General features: G+C 62.3%; 21 protein-coding genes and 2 tRNA genes. 8 read left to right on the top strand and 15 right to left on the bottom strand.

The features are described from left to right. Nucleotides 1-15: 15 nt before the first annotated feature. Nucleotides 16-1,371, bottom strand: coding sequence for a DNA repair protein RadA (gene radA / locus RCH91_RS18890; protein WP_306536562.1), 1,356 nt, complete (start codon nt 1,369-1,371; stop codon nt 16-18). A 206-nt stretch (nt 1,372-1,577) separates the two neighbouring features. Between radA and RCH91_RS18885 the strand changes: the two genes are divergently transcribed. Both RCH91_RS18885 and RCH91_RS18880 read left to right on the top strand, forming a co-directional pair. After that, nucleotides 1,578-3,251, top strand: coding sequence for a HEAT repeat domain-containing protein (locus tag RCH91_RS18885; RefSeq protein ID WP_306536560.1), 1,674 nt, complete (start codon nt 1,578-1,580; stop codon nt 3,249-3,251). After that, a complete protein-coding gene (locus tag RCH91_RS18880; RefSeq protein WP_306536558.1) occupies nt 3,244-4,593 on the top strand; it encodes an HD-GYP domain-containing protein in 1,350 nt (449 codons plus the stop codon). The genes RCH91_RS18885 and RCH91_RS18880 overlap by 8 nt, the downstream gene beginning before the upstream one ends. Nucleotides 4,594-4,616: 23 nt before the next feature. Here RCH91_RS18880 and RCH91_RS18875 read toward each other — a convergent pair whose 3' ends face one another. After that, nucleotides 4,617-5,201 (bottom strand): HEAT repeat domain-containing protein, encoded by a 585-nt coding sequence (locus tag RCH91_RS18875; protein WP_306536556.1) that lies wholly within the window; start codon nt 5,199-5,201, stop codon nt 4,617-4,619. A 130-nt stretch (nt 5,202-5,331) separates the two neighbouring features. On the opposite strand from RCH91_RS18875, the gene RCH91_RS18870 reads away from it, so the two are divergent. Together RCH91_RS18870 and RCH91_RS18865 are read left to right on the top strand one after the other, a co-directional pair. Further along, on the top strand, nt 5,332-5,652 hold the full coding sequence (locus RCH91_RS18870) for a hypothetical protein (protein WP_306536553.1): 321 nt from the start codon (nt 5,332-5,334) through the stop codon (nt 5,650-5,652). 117 nt (nt 5,653-5,769) lie between these two features. Continuing rightward, the gene (locus tag RCH91_RS18865; RefSeq protein ID WP_306536552.1) at nt 5,770-6,750 is read left to right on the top strand and encodes a beta-ketoacyl-ACP synthase III; all 981 of its coding nucleotides are present in this window, start codon (nt 5,770-5,772) and stop codon (nt 6,748-6,750) included. Here the strand turns inward: RCH91_RS18865 and RCH91_RS18860 are convergent. Further along, nucleotides 6,737-7,831, bottom strand: a complete 1,095-nt coding sequence (locus tag RCH91_RS18860) for a CheR family methyltransferase (protein ID WP_306536550.1) — start codon at nt 7,829-7,831, stop codon at nt 6,737-6,739. The two genes, RCH91_RS18865 and RCH91_RS18860, sit on opposite strands and share 14 nt — an antisense overlap. Before the next feature lie 83 nt (nt 7,832-7,914). Here RCH91_RS18860 and RCH91_RS18855 point away from each other — a divergent pair, with 83 nt between their 5' ends. Further along, complete coding sequence (locus RCH91_RS18855) at nt 7,915-8,247, top strand: hypothetical protein (RefSeq protein ID WP_306536548.1); 333 nt, start codon at nt 7,915-7,917, stop codon at nt 8,245-8,247. Here RCH91_RS18855 and RCH91_RS18850 read toward each other — a convergent pair. The 5 genes from RCH91_RS18850 to RCH91_RS18830 all read right to left on the bottom strand — a co-directional run bounded on the left by RCH91_RS18850 (nt 8,244) and on the right by RCH91_RS18830 (nt 13,511). Then, nucleotides 8,244-9,323 (bottom strand): chemotaxis response regulator protein-glutamate methylesterase, encoded by a 1,080-nt coding sequence (locus RCH91_RS18850; protein ID WP_306536546.1) that lies wholly within the window; start codon nt 9,321-9,323, stop codon nt 8,244-8,246. The two genes, RCH91_RS18855 and RCH91_RS18850, sit on opposite strands and share 4 nt — an antisense overlap. A gap of 7 nt (nt 9,324-9,330) precedes the next feature. Continuing rightward, nucleotides 9,331-10,224 carry an HDOD domain-containing protein gene (locus RCH91_RS18845; protein ID WP_306536545.1) on the bottom strand — a complete coding sequence of 298 codons (894 nt, stop codon included), beginning with the start codon at nt 10,222-10,224 and terminating at the stop codon, nt 9,331-9,333. A gap of 17 nt (nt 10,225-10,241) precedes the next feature. Further along, nucleotides 10,242-11,075: a protein-glutamate O-methyltransferase CheR gene (locus RCH91_RS18840; RefSeq protein WP_306536543.1), complete on the bottom strand. Its 834-nt coding sequence runs from the start codon at nt 11,073-11,075 to the stop codon at nt 10,242-10,244. A gap of 44 nt (nt 11,076-11,119) precedes the next feature. Further along, nucleotides 11,120-12,946 carry a chemotaxis protein CheA gene (locus RCH91_RS18835; protein ID WP_306536541.1) on the bottom strand — a complete coding sequence of 609 codons (1,827 nt, stop codon included), beginning with the start codon at nt 12,944-12,946 and terminating at the stop codon, nt 11,120-11,122. A gap of 70 nt (nt 12,947-13,016) precedes the next feature. Further along, nucleotides 13,017-13,511: a chemotaxis protein CheW gene (locus tag RCH91_RS18830; protein ID WP_306536538.1), complete on the bottom strand. Its 495-nt coding sequence runs from the start codon at nt 13,509-13,511 to the stop codon at nt 13,017-13,019. A gap of 477 nt (nt 13,512-13,988) precedes the next feature. Here RCH91_RS18830 and RCH91_RS18825 point away from each other — a divergent pair, with 477 nt between their 5' ends. The 3 genes from RCH91_RS18825 to ric all read left to right on the top strand — a co-directional run bounded on the left by RCH91_RS18825 (nt 13,989) and on the right by ric (nt 17,756). Next, a complete protein-coding gene (locus RCH91_RS18825; RefSeq protein WP_306536536.1) occupies nt 13,989-15,383 on the top strand; it encodes a sigma-54 dependent transcriptional regulator in 1,395 nt (464 codons plus the stop codon). Between the two features lie 9 nt (nt 15,384-15,392). Then, nucleotides 15,393-16,166 (top strand): lytic transglycosylase domain-containing protein, encoded by a 774-nt coding sequence (locus tag RCH91_RS18820; RefSeq protein ID WP_306536534.1) that lies wholly within the window; start codon nt 15,393-15,395, stop codon nt 16,164-16,166. 882 nt (nt 16,167-17,048) lie between these two features. Further along, entirely contained in the window at nt 17,049-17,756 is a 708-nt protein-coding gene (ric, locus tag RCH91_RS18815) for an iron-sulfur cluster repair di-iron protein (RefSeq protein WP_306536531.1), read from the top strand. A gap of 135 nt (nt 17,757-17,891) precedes the next feature. Here the strand turns inward: ric and RCH91_RS18810 are convergent. From RCH91_RS18810 to RCH91_RS18780, 7 genes are all read right to left on the bottom strand, one after another. Further along, a tRNA-Glu gene (locus RCH91_RS18810) sits at nt 17,892-17,969 on the bottom strand. A gap of 50 nt (nt 17,970-18,019) precedes the next feature. Then, nucleotides 18,020-18,095: transfer RNA gene (locus tag RCH91_RS18805), tRNA-Lys, on the bottom strand. A gap of 71 nt (nt 18,096-18,166) precedes the next feature. Beyond that, nucleotides 18,167-19,459 (bottom strand): adenylosuccinate synthase, encoded by a 1,293-nt coding sequence (locus RCH91_RS18800; protein ID WP_306536529.1) that lies wholly within the window; start codon nt 19,457-19,459, stop codon nt 18,167-18,169. 13 nt (nt 19,460-19,472) lie between these two features. Next, nucleotides 19,473-20,777 (bottom strand): ATP phosphoribosyltransferase regulatory subunit, encoded by a 1,305-nt coding sequence (locus tag RCH91_RS18795; RefSeq protein WP_306536527.1) that lies wholly within the window; start codon nt 20,775-20,777, stop codon nt 19,473-19,475. Nucleotides 20,778-20,953: 176 nt separating this feature from the next. Continuing rightward, complete coding sequence (locus RCH91_RS18790; RefSeq protein WP_306536526.1) at nt 20,954-22,480, bottom strand: VCBS repeat-containing protein; 1,527 nt, start codon at nt 22,478-22,480, stop codon at nt 20,954-20,956. Between the two features lie 43 nt (nt 22,481-22,523). Then, nucleotides 22,524-22,757: a type II toxin-antitoxin system HicA family toxin gene (locus tag RCH91_RS18785; RefSeq protein WP_306536525.1), complete on the bottom strand. Its 234-nt coding sequence runs from the start codon at nt 22,755-22,757 to the stop codon at nt 22,524-22,526. Further along, on the bottom strand, nt 22,754-22,984 hold the full coding sequence (locus RCH91_RS18780; protein WP_306536524.1) for a type II toxin-antitoxin system HicB family antitoxin: 231 nt from the start codon (nt 22,982-22,984) through the stop codon (nt 22,754-22,756). The genes RCH91_RS18785 and RCH91_RS18780 overlap by 4 nt, the downstream gene beginning before the upstream one ends. Between the last annotated feature and the right edge of the window lie 201 nt (nt 22,985-23,185).

Genomic DNA, 23,185 nt, shown 5'->3' with positions numbered 1-23,185 from the left:
TTCGACGGAAACAGCTCACAGGAGCCGGTCAAGGGCCTCTTCCACCGATTTGACTCCGATTACTTCCATCCCCTCCATGGGCGTTACCTGCTTGAGGCTTCCGGCGGGGATGACGGCTCGGGTAAAGCCGAGCTTGGCCGCTTCCCGCACCCGGGTTTCCGGCTGGGTCATGGCCCGCACCTCTCCGGCCAGGCCCACCTCGCCCACAATGACGGTCTGGGGATCGATGACCTTGTCCAGGTGGCTCGACGCAAGGGCGGCCACCATGCCGAGGTCGGCAGCCGGTTCGCTCACCCGGGCACCTCCGGCGGCGTTCAGGAAGATGTCCTGACCCGCCATGTGGAGCCCCACCTTCTTGTCCAGGACGGCCACCAGAAGGGCGAGACGGTTGGCATCGACGCCGAGGGTGGTGCGGCGGGGAACCCCCAGGGAGGAGGGGGTGACCAGGGCCTGGAGCTCCACCAGGAGGGGACGGCTCCCCTCGATGGTGGTGACCACCGCGGAACCGGAGACCCCCAGGGGGCGCTCCGAAAGGAATATCTCCGAGGGGTTGCGGACCTCGCAGAGCCCCCCTTCCTTCATCTCGAAGACGCCGATCTCATTGGTGGAGCCGAAACGGTTCTTGACCGCCCGCAGGATCCGGAAGGCGTGTCCCCGGTCACCCTCGAAGTAGAGGACCGTGTCGACCATGTGCTCCAGCACCCGGGGACCGGCAATGGAGCCGTCCTTGGTGACGTGTCCGACAATGAAGGTGGGGATGGCGCTCCGCTTGGCGGCTACCATGAGACGCCCCGCGCACTCCCGGACCTGGCTCACGCTTCCCGGCGCCGATTCGAGCCCCGGGGCGTACATGGTCTGGATGGAGTCGATGACCACGGCCCGGGGAGCCACGGCGCCGATCTGGGCCAGCACCGTTTCGAGGGCCGTTTCGGCGAGAACGAGCAGTTCCTTCGAACGGATGCCGAGCCGCTCTCCGCGCAACCTCGCCTGGCGGGCCGACTCCTCGCCGGAGACGTAGAGAACCGGCCCGGCGGTTCGTGCCAGATGGTCCATCACTTGCAGGAGGAGGGTTGATTTGCCGATGCCGGGATCGCCGCCGATGAGGACGACGGAGCCGGCCACAAGCCCTCCGCCGAGGACCCGGTCGAACTCGGAGATGCCGCAGGAGAGCCGCTCCTCCGCTTCGCCCGCCACATCGCAGATGGGGACCGGTGCCACGCCGCCGGACAGGGCGACGGCGGTGCTCCCTTTTCCTTTGCCCCGCACCTCTTCGACGAGACTGTTCCAGGCGGCGCAGTCGGGGCACTTGCCGAGCCATTTGGCCGACTGGTATCCGCAGTTCTGGCAGACGTATAATGTTATGGTTTTCAAGGGGATCATCCTCCGCAGCGGTCCGGGGGCGCGTGCGTAGCGGCAGAACGTGGGTACGGGTACGTTCTAAACCCATTCGGGGCGTCTGTCAATGGAGCCGGCGGACAGCCCGTGTCAGGAAGTTGTCGTCGGTGCGGTCCCTTTGACAGTGAGAAAGGTGCTGTGCCCCTGTCGCAGGCGCGTCCCGGTTTTCAAGGAGATAGTAGATGGTAAAACGTGTGGAGCAGCACTGCAGCGGTAACGACGGTGCCCCCCGCCGACGTGGTGCTGCCCTGACCGAACTCCACAGGGCCCACAAGGTGATGGGATTCTACCCCGCCGGGCATCCGCTGCGGGCGGAGAGTCTCCGTCTGGCTTTCAGCGCTCTCCACGACGCCATTGGAGAGGAACCTCTCCTGCTGGTCGTCGGCAAAGGTGGCTTTACCTCTTCCGACGGGGGAGCAGCGGTGGAGGATAACCCCATGGCCCAGTCCCTCGCTCGGGAGCTCTTCATCAGGCGGGTCCGTCGCCTGGCGTTTCTGCCCGACCTCTCGTCGGGGGACCTGGAGGCCTTTCTCGCCCTTCTTTCCCTCGACCACCGGAGTGTTCCTTCTGCCGGTGGCATGGAGGCGCTCATGGCCCGGCGGGGGATCACGACCATCTGGGCCAACGAGATCGATCTCTCGGCCATCGGCCGCAAGCGGCAGGAAATCGAGGAGATCCGTGCAGGCTCTTCCGGGCCCTCCTTTGCCGAGGACCTGCCGGACGGCGGGGCTTTCCTGGATTCCTCGGGGAGGGCAGATGCCGGCTCGCTGCTCTCCACTGTGCCGATGGAAGAGACTCGTGGCGAACGTGCCGGGGAGGAGGGCGACCTGGGGCCGGAAGAGCTCATTGCGCTCATGGCGCGGGAGCCCGATGATGAGCGCTATCGGGAGTTCGCCCGGGCCTTTGTGAAGGAGTGCCACCGGCTTCAGGCTGGCGGTGAATTCGAGCGGCTTCTTCCCCTTCTCGATCTCCTGCTGCGGCAGGCCAACGACGGAGGGGAGGGGCTCGCCCGGCGGGGCAGCGCGCTCCTTGCCTTCGACCAGGCGGCGGGAGAGGATATGGTCGATTTTCTCGTGCAGCGCCTCGAGGCGATGCACGGCACGGAGGACGACAGACTTCTCCCGCTCCTCGCCCAGCTTGGCTCCCGGGCTGCGGTCCCCCTCGTGGCGAGCCTCTGTGGCGCCGAAGGGACCCGCGCCCTCAGAAACCTGGCTGCGGGGCTCGTGGCCGTGGGAGAAGAGGGGGCTCCGCTTCTGGTAGAGCTCCTTGCGGACGGGCGCGGGCACGTGGTGCAGATGGTGGCGGCGATCCTCGGCGAGATCGGCCATGGTGGCTGCGTGGCGGAGTTGCGGCGGTGCCTCGGTCATCCGGACGAGCGGGTGCGCCGGGAGGCCCTCCGGAGCCTTGGCCGGATCGGCGGCCCCGACGCGACGGAGGCAATCATTGACTGCCTTGGCGCTGCCGGCGACCCGGTCCTCCGGCGTCAGGCAGCCGTTTCCCTGGGCGCGCTCCGGAGCGTCCGGGCGGTGGAGCCCCTCTTTGCCGTCGTGGCGGAGCGGGATCTTTTCCTTCGCACCCTCCCCCTCAAGAAGGATGCCCTCGCGGCCATCGGCCGAATCGGCGACCGCAGTGCCGTCTCTTCCCTTGTGGCGTTGCTGGGGAGGCGCCCCCTGTTTTTCCGGCGACGCTGGGAGGAGCTTCAGTGCCTTGCTGCCGCCGTCGTTGGTCTGATCGGCGATCCGGCGACGCTTCCCCTCCTCGCGGGGCTTGAGGCGGCGGGAGGGCGTCTCGGCACGGCCTGCGGCGCGGCTGCACGTGCCATAGAACAGCGACAGAACGGAGCATCCCATGGCTGAGTTGTCCCTGATCCAGGCACAACGGGTGGTTCTCCTTCTCGCGGGCGCCTCCAAGGGGGTCACTCTCTATCCGGAGGCACACCCCGCCGTTGCGCAGCCCCTGCGCGAAATCTGCACAATCGTGGGGGAGGCGCTCCGGGAGAAGCCCGCCGTGCGGCTCGGCATCCTCGACGGGGTCCTGTTTCTGGAGCACCACCTCTTCTTCACTCCCACCGCCTCCGTGGATGAGTTGGTGGAAATCCTCACGGCCCGGGAGGTCCGGGCCGTTACCTTCCAGCGTGGTCTTGCCCCCTCCGAGCTGACGGAATTCGTGACCCTCCTGTCCCGGCGGGACCTCCGGGGGGAAGCCCTGGCGGCAGAGCTTGCCCGGCGGGGATGCGCCCATGTGACCGTGGAACTTGAGGACCTCCGGCAGGAGGAGGCCGAGGAGGAGTTCGACGCGACGGCCACCTACCGGCAGGCGATCACCGTGGTCAGCACCCTCTTTGGCGACATCGAAAGCGGCCGGATACCCAGCACGGAGATGCTCCGGGGCATTGTGGACCGCGTGGCAGATCTCACCATCAGGGAGCCGTCAACGCTTCTGGGGCTCGCCATGATCAAGGACTACGACAACTACACCTTTTTTCACAGTGTGAATGTGGGGATTCTTGCCATGGCCCTGGGGGCTGCCCTCGACATGAAAAAAGAGGAGTTGCGGGAACTGGGGATGGCGGGCTTTCTCCACGACGTGGGAAAGACGCGGGTGGCGAAGAAAATCCTCAACAAGCCGGGGAAGCTTTCCCCTGCGGAGTTCGAGGAGATGAAGCGGCATGCGGAGGACGGGGCCCGGATCATCGGGGAGATCGAGGGGGTCAACCCCCGCGTGGCGCAGGCTGTCCTTGGCCACCATATCGGTTTCGACCGGACCGGCTACCCCCCCTGGGCTCTGGATCTCTCCTTCGAGCGTTCGTGCGACATCATCGCCGTGGCCGACTGTTACGACGCCATCACCACATTGCGGGTCTACAAGCCTCCCCTGAACCCCAGGGAGGCCGTGGAGATGATCAGAGGTCTTGGGGGGACGCAGCTGGACCCGGATCTGGTGGAAACCTTCACGGGGATGTTGGGGCGGTACCCCGTCGGCACCCTTGTCCGGCTCGACACGAACGAGATTGCGGTGGTCTTTCGGCCGTCATCTCAGGGAGGGGAGCGGCCAGTGGTGAAGGTGGTGAAAGACGGGCTGGGGAGGGTCCTGCCGTCTCCCGTTGTGAAAGACCTGGCGCGGGAGGAGGGGGTAGGTATCGTCGCCGTGATGGATCCGGCCCTCGCAGCCATCGACGTTTCCCGCTACCTTGAATGAGGACGACGGCCCCGTGGGGCCTGTCACTGCACGAGGGGGAGCATGCCGAGAGCCGTGGCGGCTGCCGTGCGGGTCTGCGGATGAGGTGAGTCGAGAAGCGCCAGTAGCCGCTCCTCCAGGTCGGGGCCGCCGTTCCTGCCGAGGGCCAGGGCAGCTTCGGCATCGAGAAAGCCGTCGCCGGCGTCGAGGAAGGGAATGAGAAGCCGCACCGCCTCCGGCGTCCGGTAGTTGCCGAGGGCGGCGATGGCCTTGGCCCGAAGGGCCGTGCTGGTTTCCTGGAGCCCCTGGGCCAGAACTGGGAATGCCCGGGGATGGGCAAGGGCGCCGAGAACCTCCAGGGCAGCCCCTTTGATGTCCTCCTCGGGACGGGAGGCGCAGTAGAGGAGAGGGGGAAGAACCCGTTCTCCGCCGATCTTTCCGAGGGCGTAGATGGCCTTCACTTTGGTTCCCCGGTCTCCCTTGCGGAGAAGCTCGGCCACCTCGGCGAAGCTGTCGATCCCCTCAAGGCGCTCCAGGGCAGCGGCAGCCGCCTGCCTCACCTCTTCGGCCGGATCCTTCAGGAGCGGAACAAGCCGCTCATGCCGTTTTCCCGTTGCGTTAGAATCCATGGCTGTGGCATTAGTAGCAGAATTCGCTCGGATCAACAACCCCTTAATCCCCGCCCGGTCAACGGATTCACGGAATATTTCCCTTGGCGGTCCAGCGACGCGCCGATCGCCATAGCCTGAAAGGAACACGATGAAACTGAACGTGAAAGCAGCCCTCCTCTCCGCCTTTGTCCTGCCGGGCCTCGGCCAGGTCGTGAAGGGGGAGCGGGTGAAGGGGGGGATCCTCATCGCCCTTTCCAACATCTTTCTCCTGGGGGCATTTTTCCTGATTCTCAAGGGGATGGGGCCGGTGCTCCTGGAGGCCCAGTTGGCCGGCAGCGTCGACGCGAACGCCGTCGCCCGGAAGCTCGCCGCCGGTGCGCCGGCCGCACGGGTGCTTCTGGCCTGTTTCGCGGCCCTCTGGTGTTTCGCCGTTGTCGACGCCCTCGTGGAGCGGCGAAAAGAGAGGTAGCCCGGCGGGATAATTAGGTTTGACAGAATTGCGTAAACTGTGAGATAAAATAAAGAGTTAGCGCATGGCCCCCCCCTGTGGGGGCTTACGTGTATCACGGGTCAGAATGGAGCAGCGATGATTCATGCCGAAATCGTGGCAACAGGCGGGTGCGTTCCCGAGCGGGTCGTTCCCAATGATTTTTTCAGCTACCTCGTGGATGATGCCGACACCTGGATCGCGTCCCGCACGGGAATCCGGGAGCGGCGCTTCGTCTCTCCCGACGAGGCAACGTCGGACCTAGCCACCGGCGCGGCGCGCAGTGCCCTTGCCAGGGCCAACATGGAACCCGGCGAGCTCGACTGTATCATCGTAGGCACCTCCACCCCCGACATGTACCTTCCCGCCACCGCCTGCATGGTCCAGAAAAACCTCGGGGCCACAAACGCCGTGGCCTTCGACATGAACGCCGTCTGCAGCAGCTTCATCTTTGGGGTGGAAACCGCCGACAACTTCATCCGCTCCGGCAAGTACCGGCGGGTCATGGTGATCGGCGCCGACACCTACTCGAAAATCCTCGACTTCGAGGACAAGGGGACCTGCCCCCTCTTCGGCGACGGCGCCGGCGCCGTCATCCTCGGCGCCACCGAGGAGAAGCGGGGGATCCTCCAGAGCGTGATCCGCAGTGACGGTGGAGGCTGGGAGCTGATCCAGGTTCCCTCGTCGGGTTCCCGCTCCCCGGTCACCGCCGAGAGCATTGCGGCCCGGGACAACACTTTCAAGATGACCGGCAAGCAGGTCTTCATCTTCGCCACTGACGTGATCCCGCGGATTATCGAGGAGGTCACCACCAAGGCGGGGGTAAGCGTCGGCGACGTCGACTACATCATCCCCCACCAGGCCAACGTCCGGATCATCGACTTCATTTCCAAAAAGACCGGTCTTGCCAAGGAGCGGTTTCTCCTCAACCTGGACCGCTACGGCAACACCGCCGCCGCGTCGGTGGGGCTTGCCCTGGACGAGAATATCCGCAACGGCACCCTCAAGTCGGGCCATCTGGTCCTCATCATGGGATTTGGCGGCGGGCTCTCCTGGGGGGGCGCCCTTATCCGCCTCTGATTCCTGCTCTCCCCTCGCCGGCCTCCACCACCGACAGCCCCCGCCCGGCAAGGATTTCCCCCAGAAGTTCCGGCGGCGCGACCCGCTTCCACCCACCGTGGAAGCGGTCCGCCGCCAGGATGATCCCCCCCGCCGCCAGGCGGTCGACTAGTCCCGCCACGACCCGCTCCAGGGTCTGCCGCCCATGCATGAACGGTCCGCCGAGAATCCCGTTGCAGATGATGACATCGAATCGATCAGCACCAGCGGACTGCGCCGTCAGGTCTTCGGTGGTGAAGCGGATACGTTCAAGGGCTCCGGCCATGCGAAGCTCCTCCCTCAGGTGGCGGAAGGCCTCCTGCCGTGCCGGGTCGTGGGGGAAAAAACCATGGGCCGCCGCGAAGATTTCGAGGGGGTCCCGGCTGGCGCCGACGATGCTGAAGCCATCGGGGGCGAATCCTGCCTCTACCAGGAGCCGGGCCAGGCCGTAGGTCCCTTCGCCGGCTCCGCAGGCGGCGTCGAGACAGCGAAGCGGTCTGCCGCGCCCCTTGCCGACGTTTGCCTCGAGCCACCGGTGCAGAAATCTCCCCTGGTCGGGGTAGCGGTTGGCATTGGCCCCATGGCGGCGGGGGACGAAGAGGGCGAAGAGGAAACGTGTGCGGAGCTCCCCGTCGGCCGCGAGCAGCTCCAGAAGCCGGGCGGGGTCCCGTTCCCGAAACGGGGGCTCAAGGCGTTCCAGGCAGTCGAGCCACGAGGCCGCCCTTTGCAGGGGGGTGCCGTCGAGGGACGGCGCGACAGGGAGGGAGAGGCGGATGAGGCGTCGGAAGGCCCTCCGCACCTCCTCCAGGGGGAGGAGGAGATCGGTGGTGGCGCGCATTTCCTGCGTGAGGGCGAGCCCCTCCCCCCAAAGGCCGAAGGGGATCGTGCCGGCGTAGACGCGAAACCGTTCCCGGAGTCGGGCGATGCGCCGCTGCAGGTCGTGGTCGGCGAGAGATCCCGGGACCACGAGGCGGCAGAGATGGCGCTCCGTCTCGTGCGGATCGGTGACGGGCCGGATCTCCCCCAGGGTGGGCGGCAGTGGCAAAAGGTGCGGGTTTTCCATCGGGTTCCTGTGGTGACTGGATTCGGAACCCATTCTATGCAACGGATTTTCCCCTGTCTAGTGAGGATGCAGGAGGTAACGGCATGGCCCCCTTCGCGGGCGTGAAGCTCTTCGTCATCATTGCGCTGAATTCCCTCTGGCCCTCCACGCAACCGGGCGGCGCTCCTGTGCAGAACGCCGCCCGTCATGTTTCTCCCACGCCCCCGGGGTTCACTCCCGTGGCGCCCGCCGATATCCCACACATCCTGGCCGACCCCGGACGGGCCGTGACCGATGGGGGGGACATCGCCCTCTTCTTCCCCGGCTGCCCGGCCCTCGCTGCGCCCTTCCTCCTCTTTCGCCTCAAGCGGCTGGGATTCTCCCGGTGCCGCGCCCACCTCCTTCCTGAAGGCCTGGCGCTCACCGCCCGACGCTAGCCCGCGACCTTGGTGATTTCGGGGCCGATCTGGGTGAGAGGGAGGACCGAGTCGGCCACCCCCCCCTCGATGCAGGCCCGTGGCATGCCGTAGATGGTGGAAGTGGCCTCGTCCTGGACGATGGTGCCCCCTCCCCTGGTCTTCAGGTGTTTCATCCCCTTGAACCCGTCGGCTCCCATGCCGGTGAGGATGACTCCCAGCAGCGACCCGTTGCAGGCGTCGGCGAAGGTGGTCAGCATGTGATCCACCGACGGAACGTAGATATACTGGGGGTGCTCGGCGGTGGCGATGGTCCGGACGGCGACGGTGCTCCCCTGGCGAACCAGCGCCGTGTGCATTCCCCCCGGCGTCACGAGCACCACCCCCGGCTGGATGATGTCGCCGGCCTTTGCCTCTTTCACCTGGAGTGAGCACTTGGTGTTGAGCCGCTCGGCGTAGGGGCCGGTGAACGCCTTCGGCATGTGGATCGCCACCACGATGCCGTGGGGGAAGTTGCCCGGTATCCGGCCGAGAACCTCCTGGACAGCCACCGGTCCGCCGGTGGAGGCGCCGATCCCCACGTACTGGTACCGCTGCCCTGCCGGCCGTGGGGCAACGGTGGGCCGCGGCGGCACCACGATGCGAGAGGGGGGAACGGTCGAGGCCATGGACCTGCCGAGGATCGACCCCGCGGAGCCCTTCACCTTCCGCAGGAGCTCTTCCTTGAAGGTTTTCTGGGCGTCTATGCTGTCGGTGACGTTTTTGGGGATGTAGTCGATGGCGCCGGCGTCCAAGGCGTCGAAGGTGGCCTTGGCACCCTCACAGGTGAGGGTGGAGACCATGAGGACTCGGGTGGGGGCCTTGGCCATGATCTGTTTGAGGGCCGAGATGCCGTCGAGCCGGGGCATTTCGATGTCCATGGTGATCAGGTCCGGCTTGAGGGCCAAGGCTTTCTCCACCCCCTCGATCCCGTCCACGGCCACGCCGATCACCTCGATGGCGGGGTCCTTCTCAAGGACGCTCCGGATCACCATCCTCATGAACGACGAGTCGTCAACAACGAGCACGCGCAGTTTTTTTGCCTGATTCGGAAGCATGACTCTTTTACCTGTCCTTGAAGATGTTCCTGACCAGTTCCTGGATCTCCTCCACCTGGTCGTCCAGCTCGTAGCAGAACCGCTCCACGTCGAACTCTGCCAGTTTTGCTCCCGGCCCCTGGATCATCTCCCAGGCCGGCTCGTCGGCCAGGGAGAAGCTGGTCCACTCCTTCCCGCCGTAGTCCAGGTTCCGCACCGTACAGAAAAGATCCGCCAGGTTCACGATGGCGGCGAGCCGCGGCGCGTTTTTGGCCTCCCGGGGGGCGTGATGGCAGGCGACGATCTCGCAGTAGTCTTCGGGGAAATGCCACTCGCGGGCGAGGCAGAGCCCCACCTCGCAGTGGGTCGTGCCCAGGAGGCGCTCTTCCGCCTCCACCAGTTGGGTGGGGGTGTCCTTGATCGTGTCCACCACCTTCTGGAACTCGTCCCTCAGGTAGTAGCTCAGGAAGACCTCGCCGATGTCGTGGATGAGGCCGCCGATGTAAGCCTTCTCCGTATCGTGGTACCCCACTTTCTCGGCGATGAGCCGCGCCACGATGCCGACGCCGAAGGAGTGCTCCCAGAACGACTTCACCCCGAGAACCCCCTCCTTCCCCTCGAAGCTCTGGATGAAGGAGCAGGTGAGGATGAACTCCCTGATGTGCCGCAGCCCCAGGTAGACCAGGGCGCCCTTGAGGGAAGAGATGACCGTGGCCGGCCGGTAGAGGGGCGAGTTGACCATCTTCAGGACCCGGGCCGCCATGACCTGGTCGGTGAGGAGCAGTTCAGCCACCTGGTCGATCTCCACATCGGGCTGGTCAAGGAGCGACAGGACCTGGGTGGCCACGGCGGGGATGGTGGGGAGATCGGTCATCCCCTGGATCAGAGCGGCAGCTTTTTCCATTTTGCTCGATTGTTCCACGCTATCCGTTCCACCTTTCACTTTTTGTAGGCAAATCCGCCGGGGAAGTGGACCGTCTTGAATTTGTCGTTCACGCCGTGCAGGGATTCGGACTGCCCCACGAAGAAATAGCCGTAGGGCTGGAGGTTGTTGTAGTAGTGCTGCACCACCTTGGTCTTGGACGCCAGGTCGAAGTAGATGAGGACGTTGGCGCAAAAGATGAAATCAAAGCTCTTCATGAAGACCATCTTCGCGTCTTCGTAGAGGTTCAGGTGGCTGAAGCTCACCAGCTTCTTCACGTCGGGGGAGAGGACGAAGCGTCCTCCCGGCTCCTCGCGGAAGTATTTCTTCTTGTAGAAGTCGGGGGTGTTGCGCACGGCGTAGGCGTTGTAGACCCCTTCCCGGGCCTGGGCGATGACCGTCTCGCTGATGTCGGTCCCCACGATCTCGATGATCCAGTCCTTGAGGATCGTGGCCCGCTTCTCCAGGAGGATCATGGCCATGGTGTAGGCCTCCTCGCCCGATGAAGAGCCGGCGCTCCAGATCCTGAGCTTGCGGAAGCCGATCTTTCCCTTGGCCGCCACGATCTCGGGGAGAAAGACGTTTTCCAGGGCCTTGAGCTGGGGAGGATTGCGGAAGAAGCAGGTTTCGTTGGTGGTGATCTCGTCCAGGAGCTTCAGCAGTTCGTCGGATTTCCCGGGGCCGTTCTTCACAAGTCCCATATACGCCATGAGGCTCGGTGAATTGGTCGCCTCTATCCGACGGGCCAGACGGCTTTCCAGAAAATATTTCTTGCTTGTGTGGAAGTATATCCCGCAGTGGTTGTAGATGAAGTCCCTGAAGACCTCGAAATCCTTGTCAGAGAGTTTCACACGTGTCCCTTCATCCGGTGTGTTTCGTGTCCGTGGTCTGCCGATCAGGCTGCGAGGCGTCCGCCGCCGCTTCCGTCGCTGTTTTCCAAAAGCCCCGCCGGGTCGATGATGAGCGTTACCCGCCCGTCGCCGAGGATGGTGGAGCCGGCGATGCCGGGGAGGTTCGCCAGGTACTTGCCGAGGGACTTGATCGCCACCTCCTGCTGACCCAGGAGCCGTGAAACCACGAGGCCGACCCGCTTCTCCGCAACTCCCACGATGACCACGTAGCAGGCGGTGCGGCTCCGCTCGCTGGGCTGCACGTTGAAGATCTTCTGCAGCCGCATGAGGGGGAGCACCGAGTCGCGCAGCTTGAGCACCTCCTGGCCGCCGATGGTGTGGAACTCCTGTTCCTCCACCCGGAGGGTCTCCAGAACTGCCGCCAGGGGGACCGAATAGGTCTCTCCCTCCACCTCCACCAGAAGCGACTGGATGATGGCGAGGGTGAGGGGGAGCTTCAGGATGAACTCGGACCCCTGTCCCGGCTCGCTGCGGATATCGATGATGCCGTTCAGTTTCTTGATGTTGGTCCGGACCACGTCCATGCCGACGCCGCGGCCCGAGAGGTCCGTGGCCTTCTCCTTGGTGGAGAAGCCGGGGAGGAAGATGAGATCCAGAATCTCCCGCTGTCCCATGGCGGCCAGCTGTTCGTCGGTGATGAGCCCCTTCTCCCGGGCCTTTCTCGCCACCTTCTCGGTGTCGACCCCCTTGCCGTCGTCCTTGATGCTGATAACGATCTGGTTCCCCTCGTGGGCCGCCGAGAGGATCAGGTTCCCCTTGCGGGGTTTGCCGGCGGCCACCCGTTCGTCAGGGGTCTCCAGGCCATGGTCCAGGGCGTTGCGGATCAGGTGGATCAGCGGATCGCCGATCTCGTCCACCACCGAGCGGTCCAGTTCGGTTTCCTCGCCAAGGACCAGGAGATCCACTTCCTTGCCCAGGTCCCGGGCAAGGTTGCGCACGATGCGGGGGAATTTCTTGAAGACCTTCTCCACCGGGATCATCCGCATCTTGAGGACCTGCATCTGAAGCTCGGAGGTGACGAAACTGATCCGCTTGGAGAGCTTGCCGAACTCCTCGCCAAAGGAGGTTTCATCGCTGCCGCCGTGGAAATCGGTGTTGAGCTGCATCATCCGGTTGCGCTCCAGGACCAGCTCCCCCACCTGGTTCATGAGGTCGTCGAGCCGCTTCACGTCGACCCGCACCGTGGAGTTGTCCGTCAGGTCGTCCCCCTTCTTGTCGTCGCGGGGGGCCGGCGGCGGGGCCGCCTGGGCACGGGGAGGCGGCGTGGCGGCCTTGACCGGTGCCGTTTCCTGGGCGGGCGACGGCTCCGCAGGTGCCTGCATTGCCGACTCCTGCGGCAACGGTTCGGCCACCTGTCCCTCGGGCGCTGCAGCCGGGGTCGCGGGGGCCGTTGGCTTCAGGACCGTCGCTTCTTTGGCGTTGTCCGACAGGAAGGGGAGGAGTTTGCCGATGGTTTCGTCGAGCTCCCGCTCGACGATGTCCCCCCCCTTGATGTCGCTCACCAGGAGCTTCACCAGGTCCACCGCCTCCAGGATCACATCCATGATTTCCGGCGTCACCTCCAGCTCCCCACGGCGCAGGCGGTTCAGAACGTCCTCGGTCTTGTGGGTGACCTTCACGAGAAGTTCGAATCCGAGGAAGCTCGAGGCCCCTTTCACCGTATGGATCGACCGGAAGATGCCGTTCATGAGCTCCGTGTCCGACGGGGCCTTTTCCAGGGCAACCAGGTCGTCGTCGAGCTTTTCGAGCAGCTCTGCCGTCTCGGTCAAAAATCCTTCCAGAAGTTCCTGGTCTTCGCACTCTATTGCCATGTGCTGCTCCTCACGAACGTGAATAGGTGGGCGGCGCGGCGCATTGTGCTGCCGGCGGCGCCGTGCAATGTCACATCATGCCGCTGAACAGGTGCCGCTCGTCCCGGGAGATGAGCTTCTCCAGGTTCAGGAAGAAAAGGAGGCGATCAGTCTGGTTGATGACCCCCGCGAGGCACTCCTGCTCCACGGCGCTGTTGACCACCGCCGGCGGAGGCTGAATCTCGCTTTCGGCGATCCGGATCACTTCGGATACCGCATCCACCACGAAACCCATCAGCTCCCCTTCCATGTCGATGACCATGATCCGCGTCTGGCTGCTGATCTCCCCATCGGGAAGGTTGAATCGTTTGCGCATGGAGATGATGGGGATTACCTTGCCCCGCAGGTTGATGACCCCCTCGATATAGTGGGGGGTGTTGGGAACGCGGGTGATGCTCGGCATCCGGATGATTTCCCGGACCTTCAGGACGTTCACCCCGTACTCCTCATGCTCCAGCTTGAAGCTCACGAGCTGGATCAGTTCGTTCCGGGACTCCTCCACCCTCGTCTGCAGCGCTGTTTCCATGGTTCATTTCCTCCTTATCTGTTCCGGCAGATCGGAAATTGTCTCTTCGACGGACGCCCGCGGAGGGAGGCATCGCTCTGCCCCATGCAAAGAGTGTTCTCGTGATTCGGTCACGCACCCCATGCCGAGGCGATCTGAAGCTCCGGCGAACTCCTTGATCCGCAAAGACCGTGCATTTATATTCATCGGCTCAACTAACGAAAATTTTAGCAATTTTTTTCATGTGATTTCTCAATGGGTTACGGAGCTTGCGTGAAAATTGACACGGTGGTGTTGCGGACTGACGCAGAGAGATGCGTCGGAGGGCTCTTGCGGGGGGTGGGAAGGGGGGTGAGATAAAAGTCGTTTCAGGGGTTTTCGCCGGGAAAATATTTTATTGGTGGTCGTCATTTTGTTGACTTTTGTCAGGATTATGACTACTATGGCGTCCGCACCGAGAGGATCACGATCTGGACACCCGCCTGCCCCGAGGAGACCATGGATACACCGCGACTGCTCATTGCTGACGACGACAAGAAGACCCGGGATTTTGTAGCCGCGTTCCTCAAGTACAAGGGGTACGACGTGGTCCAGGCCTGCGACGGCCAGGACGCCCTCGACAAGTTGGAAACCGAGGAGGTTCATCTCGTCATCACCGATCTGATGATGCCGCGGGTGAACGGCCTCGAATTCGTCAAAAAACTGAAGGCCATGCGTCCCGGCACCGTCATCATCGCCTACAGCGCCTTCGGCAACTACGAGATGGCCTCCAACCTCCTCAAGGCAGGGGTCTTTTTCTACCTGGAAAAGCCCTTCAACCTGGACGAGCTCGAAACCCACGTCAAGCGGGGCCTCGAGCATCAGTCGCTCCAGAGCCAGACCTACCGGGCCAAACCGGCCATCAAGAACCGCGCTCTTCTCCCCAACATCATCGGCGAAAGCGCCAAGATGCTTTCCCTCTTCGAGCTGATCGAGAAGGTGGCCGAGTCCGACGCCACCGTCCTTATTCAGGGAGAGTCGGGAACCGGCAAGGAGCTTGTTGCCCGGGCTGTCCACGATCTGAGCAATCGGAAGTCGCGCAACTTCGTCCCGGTCAACTGCGCCGCCATTCCCGACGAACTCCTCGAAAGCGAGCTCTTCGGCCACGTCAAGGGCTCCTTCACCGGTGCCGTGGCAAACCGGATTGGCCGCTTCGAGATGGCAGACCGGGGAACGCTCTTCCTCGACGAAATCGGCGACATGAAACCGAACCTCCAGGTGAAGCTCCTGCGGGTGCTCCAGAACCGGGAGCTTGAGCCGGTGGGGGCCACCCGCTCCAAGAAGATCGACGTCCGGATCATTGCCGCCACCAACCAGAATCTGGAGAAGCTCGTCGCCATCAAGCAGTTCCGCGAAGACCTCTACTACCGTCTTTCGGTCATCCCCGTCTTCATTCCGCCGCTCCGGGAGCGCAAGGACGACATTCCGCTCCTGGTCAACTCGTTCCTTGAGCACTTCAATCGCAACAAGAAGAGCAAGGTGAAGGGGATCGACTCCGACGCCATGGAGTTTCTTTCTCACTATGACTGGCCGGGCAACGTGCGCGAGCTGGAGAACCTCGTGGAGCGCCTCGTCATCCTCAAGGGATTCGGCTCCATCGGCGTCAAGGACCTCCCCGAAAAGTTCACCGGCGTCACCATAGCTCCTCCCTCGGAAAGCATGGCCCTTCCCGACTCGGGCATCTGCCTCAATACCGTGGTGGAAGAGTTCGAAAACAACCTCATCCTCCAGGCCCTCAAGAAGACCGGCGGAAACAAGAAAGAGGCCGCTCTTCTCCTGAACCTCAAGCGGACCACCCTCATCGAAAAATTAAAAAAACGGAGACTCGATACAATTTCCACGTCTTTTGCATAAGACCTGGGTATGCTCATCGATACTCTCATCAATCGCCCCGCTACCCCCGAATCTAAACCCCAGGCCGATCGGGCTGCCCTCCGTGAAGCCGTCAGCGGCCTCGTGTTCGACGAACTTCTGGCGGCCGGTGCGGCGCCCCGGGCCGGAACGCGTGCCTCGCTGGCTGCGGCTGCGGAGCTCATGCGTCTTGACATGATGCGGAGCGCTTTTTCCCTGGGCGATGCCGAAGGAGGGGAGAGCCCGCCGGTCATGGGGCGCGCCGTGGAGCTCATGCTCAAGAGTTTCGCCGAGAACGGTCGTGAACCCGCCGCCGCCCCGACGCCCCCGGATGCTTCCGAAACCCCTGCCCCTGCCCCTGCTGGTGCTGCCGCTGTCTCCCATCCCATTGAGGAGAAGAAGAGTGGCAACTGGCTCGATGATGTCGTCAGTCGGGCATCTCGCCGCTACGGCGTCGAAGTGGGACTCATCAAGGCGGTCATCAAGGCGGAGAGCAACTTCAACCCCAACGCCGTTTCCCGGGTAGGTGCCCAGGGGCTCATGCAACTCATGCCGGCCACCGCCCGGGGGCTTGGCGTCACCAACTCCTTTGATCCCGAACAGAACGTCATGGCGGGGACGAAATTCCTCAAGGACCTTCTGGCCCGTTACAACGGAAATGTGGACAAGGCCCTCGCCGCCTACAACTGGGGGCCGGGCAACGTCGACCGCAAGCCCCATCTCCTGCCCCGTGAAACCCGCGAGTACCTCGTCAAGGTGAAGGAGTTTTACAACCAGTTTGCCTGACGGCATCAATGATCAGACGGTCCTCGTCGCACCATGACAAGCCCTTTCGCACGGCGCGGGAGGGCTTTCTCATGTCCCCCCATGGCCGAGGTTGCCGTCTCCCCCTTCCCGTATATCTTTGTCAAATTTTCACCTCTACCGCTTATCCCCCCAGGGCCTCTGCCGGCTCCACCTTGAGCGCTTTTCGTATCCCCACAATATTTGAAATCGTGCAGATTGCGATGACGATGACAAAAAGTGTTTGCAGGTCCATGGCGACACGCCCCTCGGCTAAGATGAAGGTGTTTTGACTTGAGTCAAAGACCTTCAAACCCTGTCGGATATGATTCTAGATGCCCGGTGATAAGCGCCCGCCCGCCCCATGGTGGCCGATCCCCTATTTTCTGGCAACAACGCAAAACTCCTTCTTTGCCCACGTATTTAACGTCGAGAAGAAAACGATTGTAATGAAGAAGCAAAACGGGACCTCTCCAGAGGACCTTTGGGTCGCCTAAAGCAGGGCAAAGAGCTGGGGTGCGCTGCTCCAGGGAGCTAAGATTGACGCGACCGACATGCAAAGGGAAATTCCGGGCATTTTAAAGCTTGCCCGTAAGTAGTTCCGAATGTGTGGAAGGAGGAGATTCCTGCGATACATCAGCGGGAACGACAGGTAAGAGGAGAATGGCGAGTTACATGATTCCTGTCGTTATCACGTGTCCCGTGATATTGATCAAAAGGAGAAAATCAATGACAATGACAATTCTACTGAGGAGCAGCCTGACAGTGCTTCTTCTTGCCGCTACGGCGGTCTGGTCCGGCTGTTCAGCAGAGGATACAACACAGATGAAGAAGACCGATAGGGCTGAAAGCGCACTACGGACGGCAAAGGCAGAGGATACATCCATGAAAACCATCGGAGAGATCGTCGCCGCAGATTACCGGACCTCGAAGGTTTTCGCGAAATACGGGATCGATTTCTGTTGCGGCGGCAAGGTTCCGCTCTCGGTGGCCTGCCGGGAAAAGGGCATCGATCCCGCCTCGATCGGGCGGGAGATCGAGGCGGTCAGGAGCGAGCCGATCGGGCGGAGCCAGGACTACGCGTCGTGGGGGCTTTCGTTCCTTTCCGACTACATCCTCAACACCCACCACGCCTATCTCAAAGAGAATACTGGGCAAATTGCGGCATACACCCACAAGATAGCCGAGGTTCATGGCGCCCGTCATCCCGAGGTGATCAGGATCGCTGCCATCTACGACACGATTGCAACCGACATGGCGTCCCATCTCCGCCAAGAGGAGGAGGTGCTTTTTCCGGCCATCAAGCGGATAGATGCAACCAGAAAGGCGGGCAAAACTCCGGAGACGAAGGATCTCAACGCGATCAAGACATGCCTCGCCAGCCTCCAGCAGGACCACACCAAGATTGGCGAAGCGCTCCAGACAATCCGCAATCTGGCGAAGGGGTATGCGATGCCGGATGATGTCTGTAACACGTACGTGATAACGTACAATATGCTCAAGGAGTTCGAAGGTGATCTCCACAAGCATGTGCACATGGAAAACAACATCCTGTTTCCGAAGGCCGCCTGGGTCTCAGAGGTGTCCGGTTAGATATTCTCCAGATCCCGCGACGGCCCGACCCCCGTCATCAATGGGGGGTTCAGGCGGTGAAATTGTTTGCAGTTATGGGGTTTGAGGTTTACAAAAAAGGCCGCCTTTCCGGAGAAAGGCGGCCTTTTTGACATTTGGCGTCCCCAGACGGATTTGAACCGTCGTCGCCGCCGTGAAAGGGCGGTGTCCTGGGCCGGGCTAGACGATGGGGACTAAGGGAAAAGGACCCGGTCGAGTAATCAACCGGGTCCGTGGTGTGTAAATGGTGAGCCGCGTTGGGATCGAACCAACGACCACCTGATTAAAAGTCAGGTGCTCTACCAGCTGAGCTAGCGGCTCTCAAAGAGAAAACTGTTTTTATCAGACCTGCTGAAATGCGTCAAGAAAAAAATCTCGAAACGTACAATTTATTACGCAAACGGGTTGCGGAGAATCATGGTCTGGTCGCGACCGGGGCCCACCGAGACGAGTACGATGGGGCAGCCGGTCAGCTCTTCGAGCCGGTGCACATACTGCCGTGCTTTCTCCGGAAGATCCTCGAAGCGGCGGGCGCCGCTGATGTCGCACTTCCAGCCGGGGATCTCCTCGTAGACCGGTTGACACTTCTCGAATACCGCCAGGTTGGCCGGCAGGTCCTCGACGGGCTTCCCCTCGTAAGTGTAGCCGGTGCAGATCTTGATGGTGTCGAAGTCGTTCAGCACATCAAGCTTGGTGAGCGCAACGCCGGTGAGCCCATTTACTCGTACGGCGAAGCGGACCACCATGGCATCGAACCAGCCGCAGCGCCGGGGCCGTCCGGTGGTGGAGCCGAATTCGTTCCCTGCCTGACGCAGTTTCTCGCCCTCGGCGTCGAGAAGTTCGGTGGGGAAGGGGCCGCTGCCGACCCGTGTCACGTAGGCCTTGGAGATGCCGATGATCTCGTGAATCTCCCGGGGGCTCACCCCAGTTCCCGTGCAGGCTCCGCCTACGCAGGTGGACGATGAGGTGACGAACGGATAGGTGCCGTGATCCACGTCGAGCAAGGTCCCCTGGGCCCCCTCGAAGAGAAGCTTTTTACCTGCTTCGATGTCCTTGTGGAGGATCAGGGAGGTGTTGGCCACGTACTTTCGGAGGATTTCCGCATAGCCGCTGTAGGTTGTGTAGACTTCGTCAAAAGAGAGGGGCTCTTCGCCGAACATCTTTTCGAGGATGAAGTTCTTCTCCTCCAGATACTCCCGGAGCTTGCGGGCGAAGATCTCCGGATCGAGCAGGTCCATGAGGCGGATTCCGCGACGGCCGATCTTGTCCTCGTAGGTGGGGCCGATCCCCCGGCCGGTGGTGCCGATCTTCTTGTCGCCGCTCTTGGCTTCGCGGGCCAGGTCGATCCTCTTGTGATACGGCATGATGATGTGGACCGACTCGCTGACCAGCAGGGCGCTGTCGTCCTTCAGGCGTCCTTTCTCCTTCAGGCGGGTGATCTCCATGATGAAGACCTCGGGGTCGAGCACCACGCCGTTGCCGATGACGCACCGCTTCCCCTCATGGAGAATCCCCGACGGGATCAGGTGCAGGATGGTTTTTTCGCCATCCACCACGAGCGTGTGGCCGGCGTTGTTCCCCCCCTGGTAGCGGACCACGTCGTCCGCGTGCTCGGTGTAGATGTCGACAACCTTGCCTTTTCCTTCATCGCCCCACTGGGCGCCAACCACTACCACGTTTGCCATTTTCTTCTCCTTGTCAGGGAAGGGTATTGAGCGAAAAATCGTTCCGCATGAGGTCGGCCTTCTTGACGGCTGTCCCCTGTTTGTCTGCCACCTGTACCACGTATACTTCGTCGGCGGCACAGTAGTCGCCGCCGATTACCATCATTCTGAGGATATTCATCCGCCGGGCATACTCCAGGGAATCGTCAAAGCTTCTGCGAATAATGTCGCGGGCCGTGGAATAGCCCAATGCCCGCAGGTGCTGTGCGATTTCCAGGGCCTCCCGGCGTTCGTCCCTGAGATTGAAGATGAGGAGGTCGCGGGTCTTGCTCGCCTCCACGTCGGGCCGCTTCTCCAGGGCGTTCAGGAGGGTGAGAATGTTGAAGGCGAAGCCGGTGGCGGGCGCCGGGTACCCGTAGCGCTCCGTCAGGTTGTCGTAGCGTCCGCCGCTGCAGACCGCCTCGCCCATCCCCGTCACAAATCCCTCGAACGTGAGGCCGCTGTGGTAGTCAAGCCCCCGGATCTCGCCCAGGTCCAGGGTGAGGTGGTCGGAAACGCCATGTATGTCCAGGATGTCCAGCACCTGGGCGATGTTGTCCAGGGCCCGGCGAGAGGAATCAGTGGTCACCACCCGCGCCGCCTCGGCCAGAACCTCGCGCCCCCCGAAGAGCCGCGGCAAGGCAGCAAGCTCATCCTTAACCCGGTCCGCGATCGGTTCGGTTTCGAGAATAACCCTGACCGCCGACGAGTCCTTCTTGCCGACCGCCTCCTGGAGCCTCCGGCGCGCATCGTCACCGAGGCCCGAGGCTGCCATCACTCCGCGGATGAAACCCACATGCCCCAGATCCACCTTGAATTCCTCGAACCCCAGCCCCTTGAGGATCTCCACCGCCATGGCCACCATCTCGGCGTCGGCCTCGGGAGAGTCGAGGCCGATCAGCTCGACACCGGCCTGAAACGTCTCGCGGCTCCGGCCCGATTGGAGTTCCACATGCCGGAGCACCCGGCCGTTGTAATAGAGGCGGTGGGGGAGGGGATACCCCCGCATCCGCGTTGCAACAATGCGGGCCACCTGGGGGGTGATGTCGGACGGGATGGCAAGGAGCTTGCCGGTCTGCCGGTCATCGAAGCGGAAGGTCTTTTCCCTGAGCTCCTCGCCGAGGCCGGCGGCCATTACCTCCTGGAACTCCAGGAGCGGGGTGATGATCCGGCGGAAGCCCCAGAGCTCGAACACCCTGCGGATTTTCCCCTCAATGTAGCCGATCTTGTCAGCCTTTTCGGGGAGAAAGTCGGTGACCCCCTTGGGGAGAGGGGCTTCTATGGGAGCGGGATTCGTCAACGGTATTCTCGGTTCGGTGGTGCGGAAGATAGTGAAAAAACGCGCAAAACGCGGGAAATCCTAGCAGTATAGAGTTCTGATGTCAATCAATTATATCCACGAAGACCAACGGAAAAGGGGGCACATGAGCACCCCCTTTCCCGGTATTCCGAGGTTCCGTCAGCGGTAAAGGTTACTTACTCTACCCTCTTCACCGCCACCATGCTGGCGCCTTTGTCCAGGAGCCCTTCCTTCTTCACCACTTCCAGGGCCACAAGCTCCTTGCGGTCGGTGTCATAGAGGTAGTCGGCCAGGTAGTTCTGGCTCTGCTTGGTGTGCCAGATCTCGTCCAGGGACGACCCGTTCCAGGCGAAGGCGTAGACGCTGCTCTTCTTGTAGGCGCGGTTGTTGCCGATGACGAACATTCCCTCGTTCTTCGGCACGACAACCTCGCCCGCCGGCGTTACCGTGATCCGCTGCTCCAGGAAGACCCAGCGGAAGGGGTCGCCGGAGGTCCGGACGTTGGCCAGGTCTTCCCGCTTGAAGTACGTCTGCGAGCCACCGAACTTGTCGGCGCTCCGCCACAGCTCCTCACCGGTGGCGGAATAGACGATGAGGTAGCCGTCGTCGTTGATGACCACGGTGTTGCTGTTCCCCGCCGCGTCGCGGAACCGGTTGAAGTTGTACAGATAGCCGAAGCGGGGAAGCTGGAAGGGGTTTTTCAGCTCGAAGCGGTCGCCGTTTTTCACCAGTTCGTGGACATCGCCGTAGTAATCCTTGTCGGAACTCATCTGCTGGGCGTAGATCTTGTGGTCCTTCCCCTCAAGGGCGATCCCCCGGAAGTAATAGGGGAGCTTGGTCGCAACCCGCTTGAGGGAATCCTTGGCAGCCACCCACACCTGGGATGAGAGAGATTCGCCGTCCATGATCGTCACGTAGGCCTCGGGGGTCCCGTCACCGTCCAGGTCGGCCGAATCGACCCCGAGCACCCGCTCCCGCGGCGAAAAGGCCACCTCGGCCACCAGCTTCAGAACGTCGGCCTTGCGGTAGAGGCGCAGGGCCTGCTCGTCGGCCATGTAGAATTCCCGCGTCCCGTCGCTCGCCACCTTGCCGGGGGCGATGCCGATGAGAGTGCCTGACAGCCGCTGGCTCATCCATCCCCCCGACGCGGTCCGGGTAAGCTCCTGGGGTTTGACGATGTCACTCGTGGTGGATGCCTTCACCACATCCGACGCCGGCTGGGACGTTGACGGCCGCACCACATCGGAGGCGGGAACCGCCACGGGGGCTGCGACCGCTGCCGGTTGCGGAACCATCACCACCCCTGGTTTCACCTTGGCGGCGATCTCGGCCGCCATGCTCTGGCCCAGCTTGCCGGCGGCGGGTATCAGCTCGTCCTGGCTTTCTCCCTGCTGGAAGGCCCGGGCGATGACCCGGCCGCTCGGGTCCTTGGCCACTGCGTCGAGGCTGAAGACCTTGCCGAAGGCGATGTAGCTCCCCTTCACCAGCACGTCGGCCCCCACCGGGGAATCCACCGACAGCACCGAATCGGTGCTCAGGCGCGACGCGAACAGCGTCTGCAGCGTTGTCTTGAGCTCATCCTTGTTGGTGGCGCCGGTCACCGCAAACTCCGACACGTAGACCCTGATCTGGGCGGCAAGAAGGGGGGAGGCAATCATGAGGGCCGCAAGTAGCATTACGCAGAGAAAAGAAAGTTTTTTCATCATTGCTCCTGGAGGCTTTGTTACTCGGGTGTTCAGTAACGGATCAGCGTTTCGTTCTCAGCCTCAAATAATCGTCAACGGAGATTTCCGTATCCCGAAGAATTGACCGGATCAATCCTCTTCCCAGGTCTTCGCCTTTGTGGAAAGGAATAACCGTGCATCTGCCGTCCGGATGGCTGTAAAAACAGTGGCTACCCTTCTGTCTGATCTTTTCAAAGCCAAGCAGGAGAAGGATTGCTGCCATGCCTTCGGGAGAAATAATCGGCAACTTGCTCATACCGCCAGCTCAAGCTGATGAGCACCGATAAACGTATTCTGGGGGATGCTGTTCTTGTTCTGTTCAACGTCAAGACAGAGCGCGATGGCTTCTCTGATTCTTTCGTCAAGTTCCGAAAGGGTCTTTGCCTGGGTATGACAGCCTGGCAGCGCCGGCGCCGTAGCGACATACAACCCATCCTCATCCTGTTCTATAAGGACTGCGAAATGATATTTTTTCTTCGGCATGTACAGCCTCCTGTCTTGCTGCCATTCACCTCTGAATAGTTTGGGTCGGCCAACCGCCTGCGCTCGATGGGGGCCCGCCGGTTCAGATTGGCGAATCTCTATGCCGTTTTGACGATTTCGGCCAACAGCGTGCCGGGGCGAATCTGAAGAATTATTGCAAACCGCCACCACCATGTCAAAGCATTAGTCGTCGATCGGATT

This window comes from Geobacter sp. (genome assembly GCF_030834625.1).
GTDB lineage: Bacteria > Desulfobacterota > Desulfuromonadia > Geobacterales > Geobacteraceae > Geobacter.
Note: the sequence above shows the minus strand (reverse complement) of the source record. Positions and strands in the feature narration are given on the sequence as shown.

Coding starts and splice junctions, on each gene's coding strand:
- RCH91_RS18885 (WP_306536560.1), top strand. CDS start 1,578: ATGGTAAAACGTGTGGAGCAGCACTGCAGCGGTAACGACGGTGCCCCC.
- RCH91_RS18880 (WP_306536558.1), top strand. CDS start 3,244: ATGGCTGAGTTGTCCCTGATCCAGGCACAACGGGTGGTTCTCCTTCTC.
- RCH91_RS18875 (WP_306536556.1), bottom strand. CDS start 5,201: ATGGATTCTAACGCAACGGGAAAACGGCATGAGCGGCTTGTTCCGCTC.
- RCH91_RS18870 (WP_306536553.1), top strand. CDS start 5,332: ATGAAACTGAACGTGAAAGCAGCCCTCCTCTCCGCCTTTGTCCTGCCG.
- RCH91_RS18865 (WP_306536552.1), top strand. CDS start 5,770: ATGATTCATGCCGAAATCGTGGCAACAGGCGGGTGCGTTCCCGAGCGG.
- RCH91_RS18860 (WP_306536550.1), bottom strand. CDS start 7,831: ATGGAAAACCCGCACCTTTTGCCACTGCCGCCCACCCTGGGGGAGATC.
- RCH91_RS18855 (WP_306536548.1), top strand. CDS start 7,915: ATGGCCCCCTTCGCGGGCGTGAAGCTCTTCGTCATCATTGCGCTGAAT.
- RCH91_RS18850 (WP_306536546.1), bottom strand. CDS start 9,323: ATGCTTCCGAATCAGGCAAAAAAACTGCGCGTGCTCGTTGTTGACGAC.
- RCH91_RS18835 (WP_306536541.1), bottom strand. CDS start 12,946: ATGGCAATAGAGTGCGAAGACCAGGAACTTCTGGAAGGATTTTTGACC.
- RCH91_RS18830 (WP_306536538.1), bottom strand. CDS start 13,511: ATGGAAACAGCGCTGCAGACGAGGGTGGAGGAGTCCCGGAACGAACTG.
- RCH91_RS18825 (WP_306536536.1), top strand. CDS start 13,989: ATGGATACACCGCGACTGCTCATTGCTGACGACGACAAGAAGACCCGG.
- RCH91_RS18820 (WP_306536534.1), top strand. CDS start 15,393: ATGCTCATCGATACTCTCATCAATCGCCCCGCTACCCCCGAATCTAAA.
- ric (WP_306536531.1), top strand. CDS start 17,049: ATGAAAACCATCGGAGAGATCGTCGCCGCAGATTACCGGACCTCGAAG.
- RCH91_RS18800 (WP_306536529.1), bottom strand. CDS start 19,459: ATGGCAAACGTGGTAGTGGTTGGCGCCCAGTGGGGCGATGAAGGAAAA.
- RCH91_RS18790 (WP_306536526.1), bottom strand. CDS start 22,480: ATGAAAAAACTTTCTTTTCTCTGCGTAATGCTACTTGCGGCCCTCATG.
- RCH91_RS18785 (WP_306536525.1), bottom strand. CDS start 22,757: ATGAGCAAGTTGCCGATTATTTCTCCCGAAGGCATGGCAGCAATCCTT.
- RCH91_RS18780 (WP_306536524.1), bottom strand. CDS start 22,984: ATGCCGAAGAAAAAATATCATTTCGCAGTCCTTATAGAACAGGATGAG.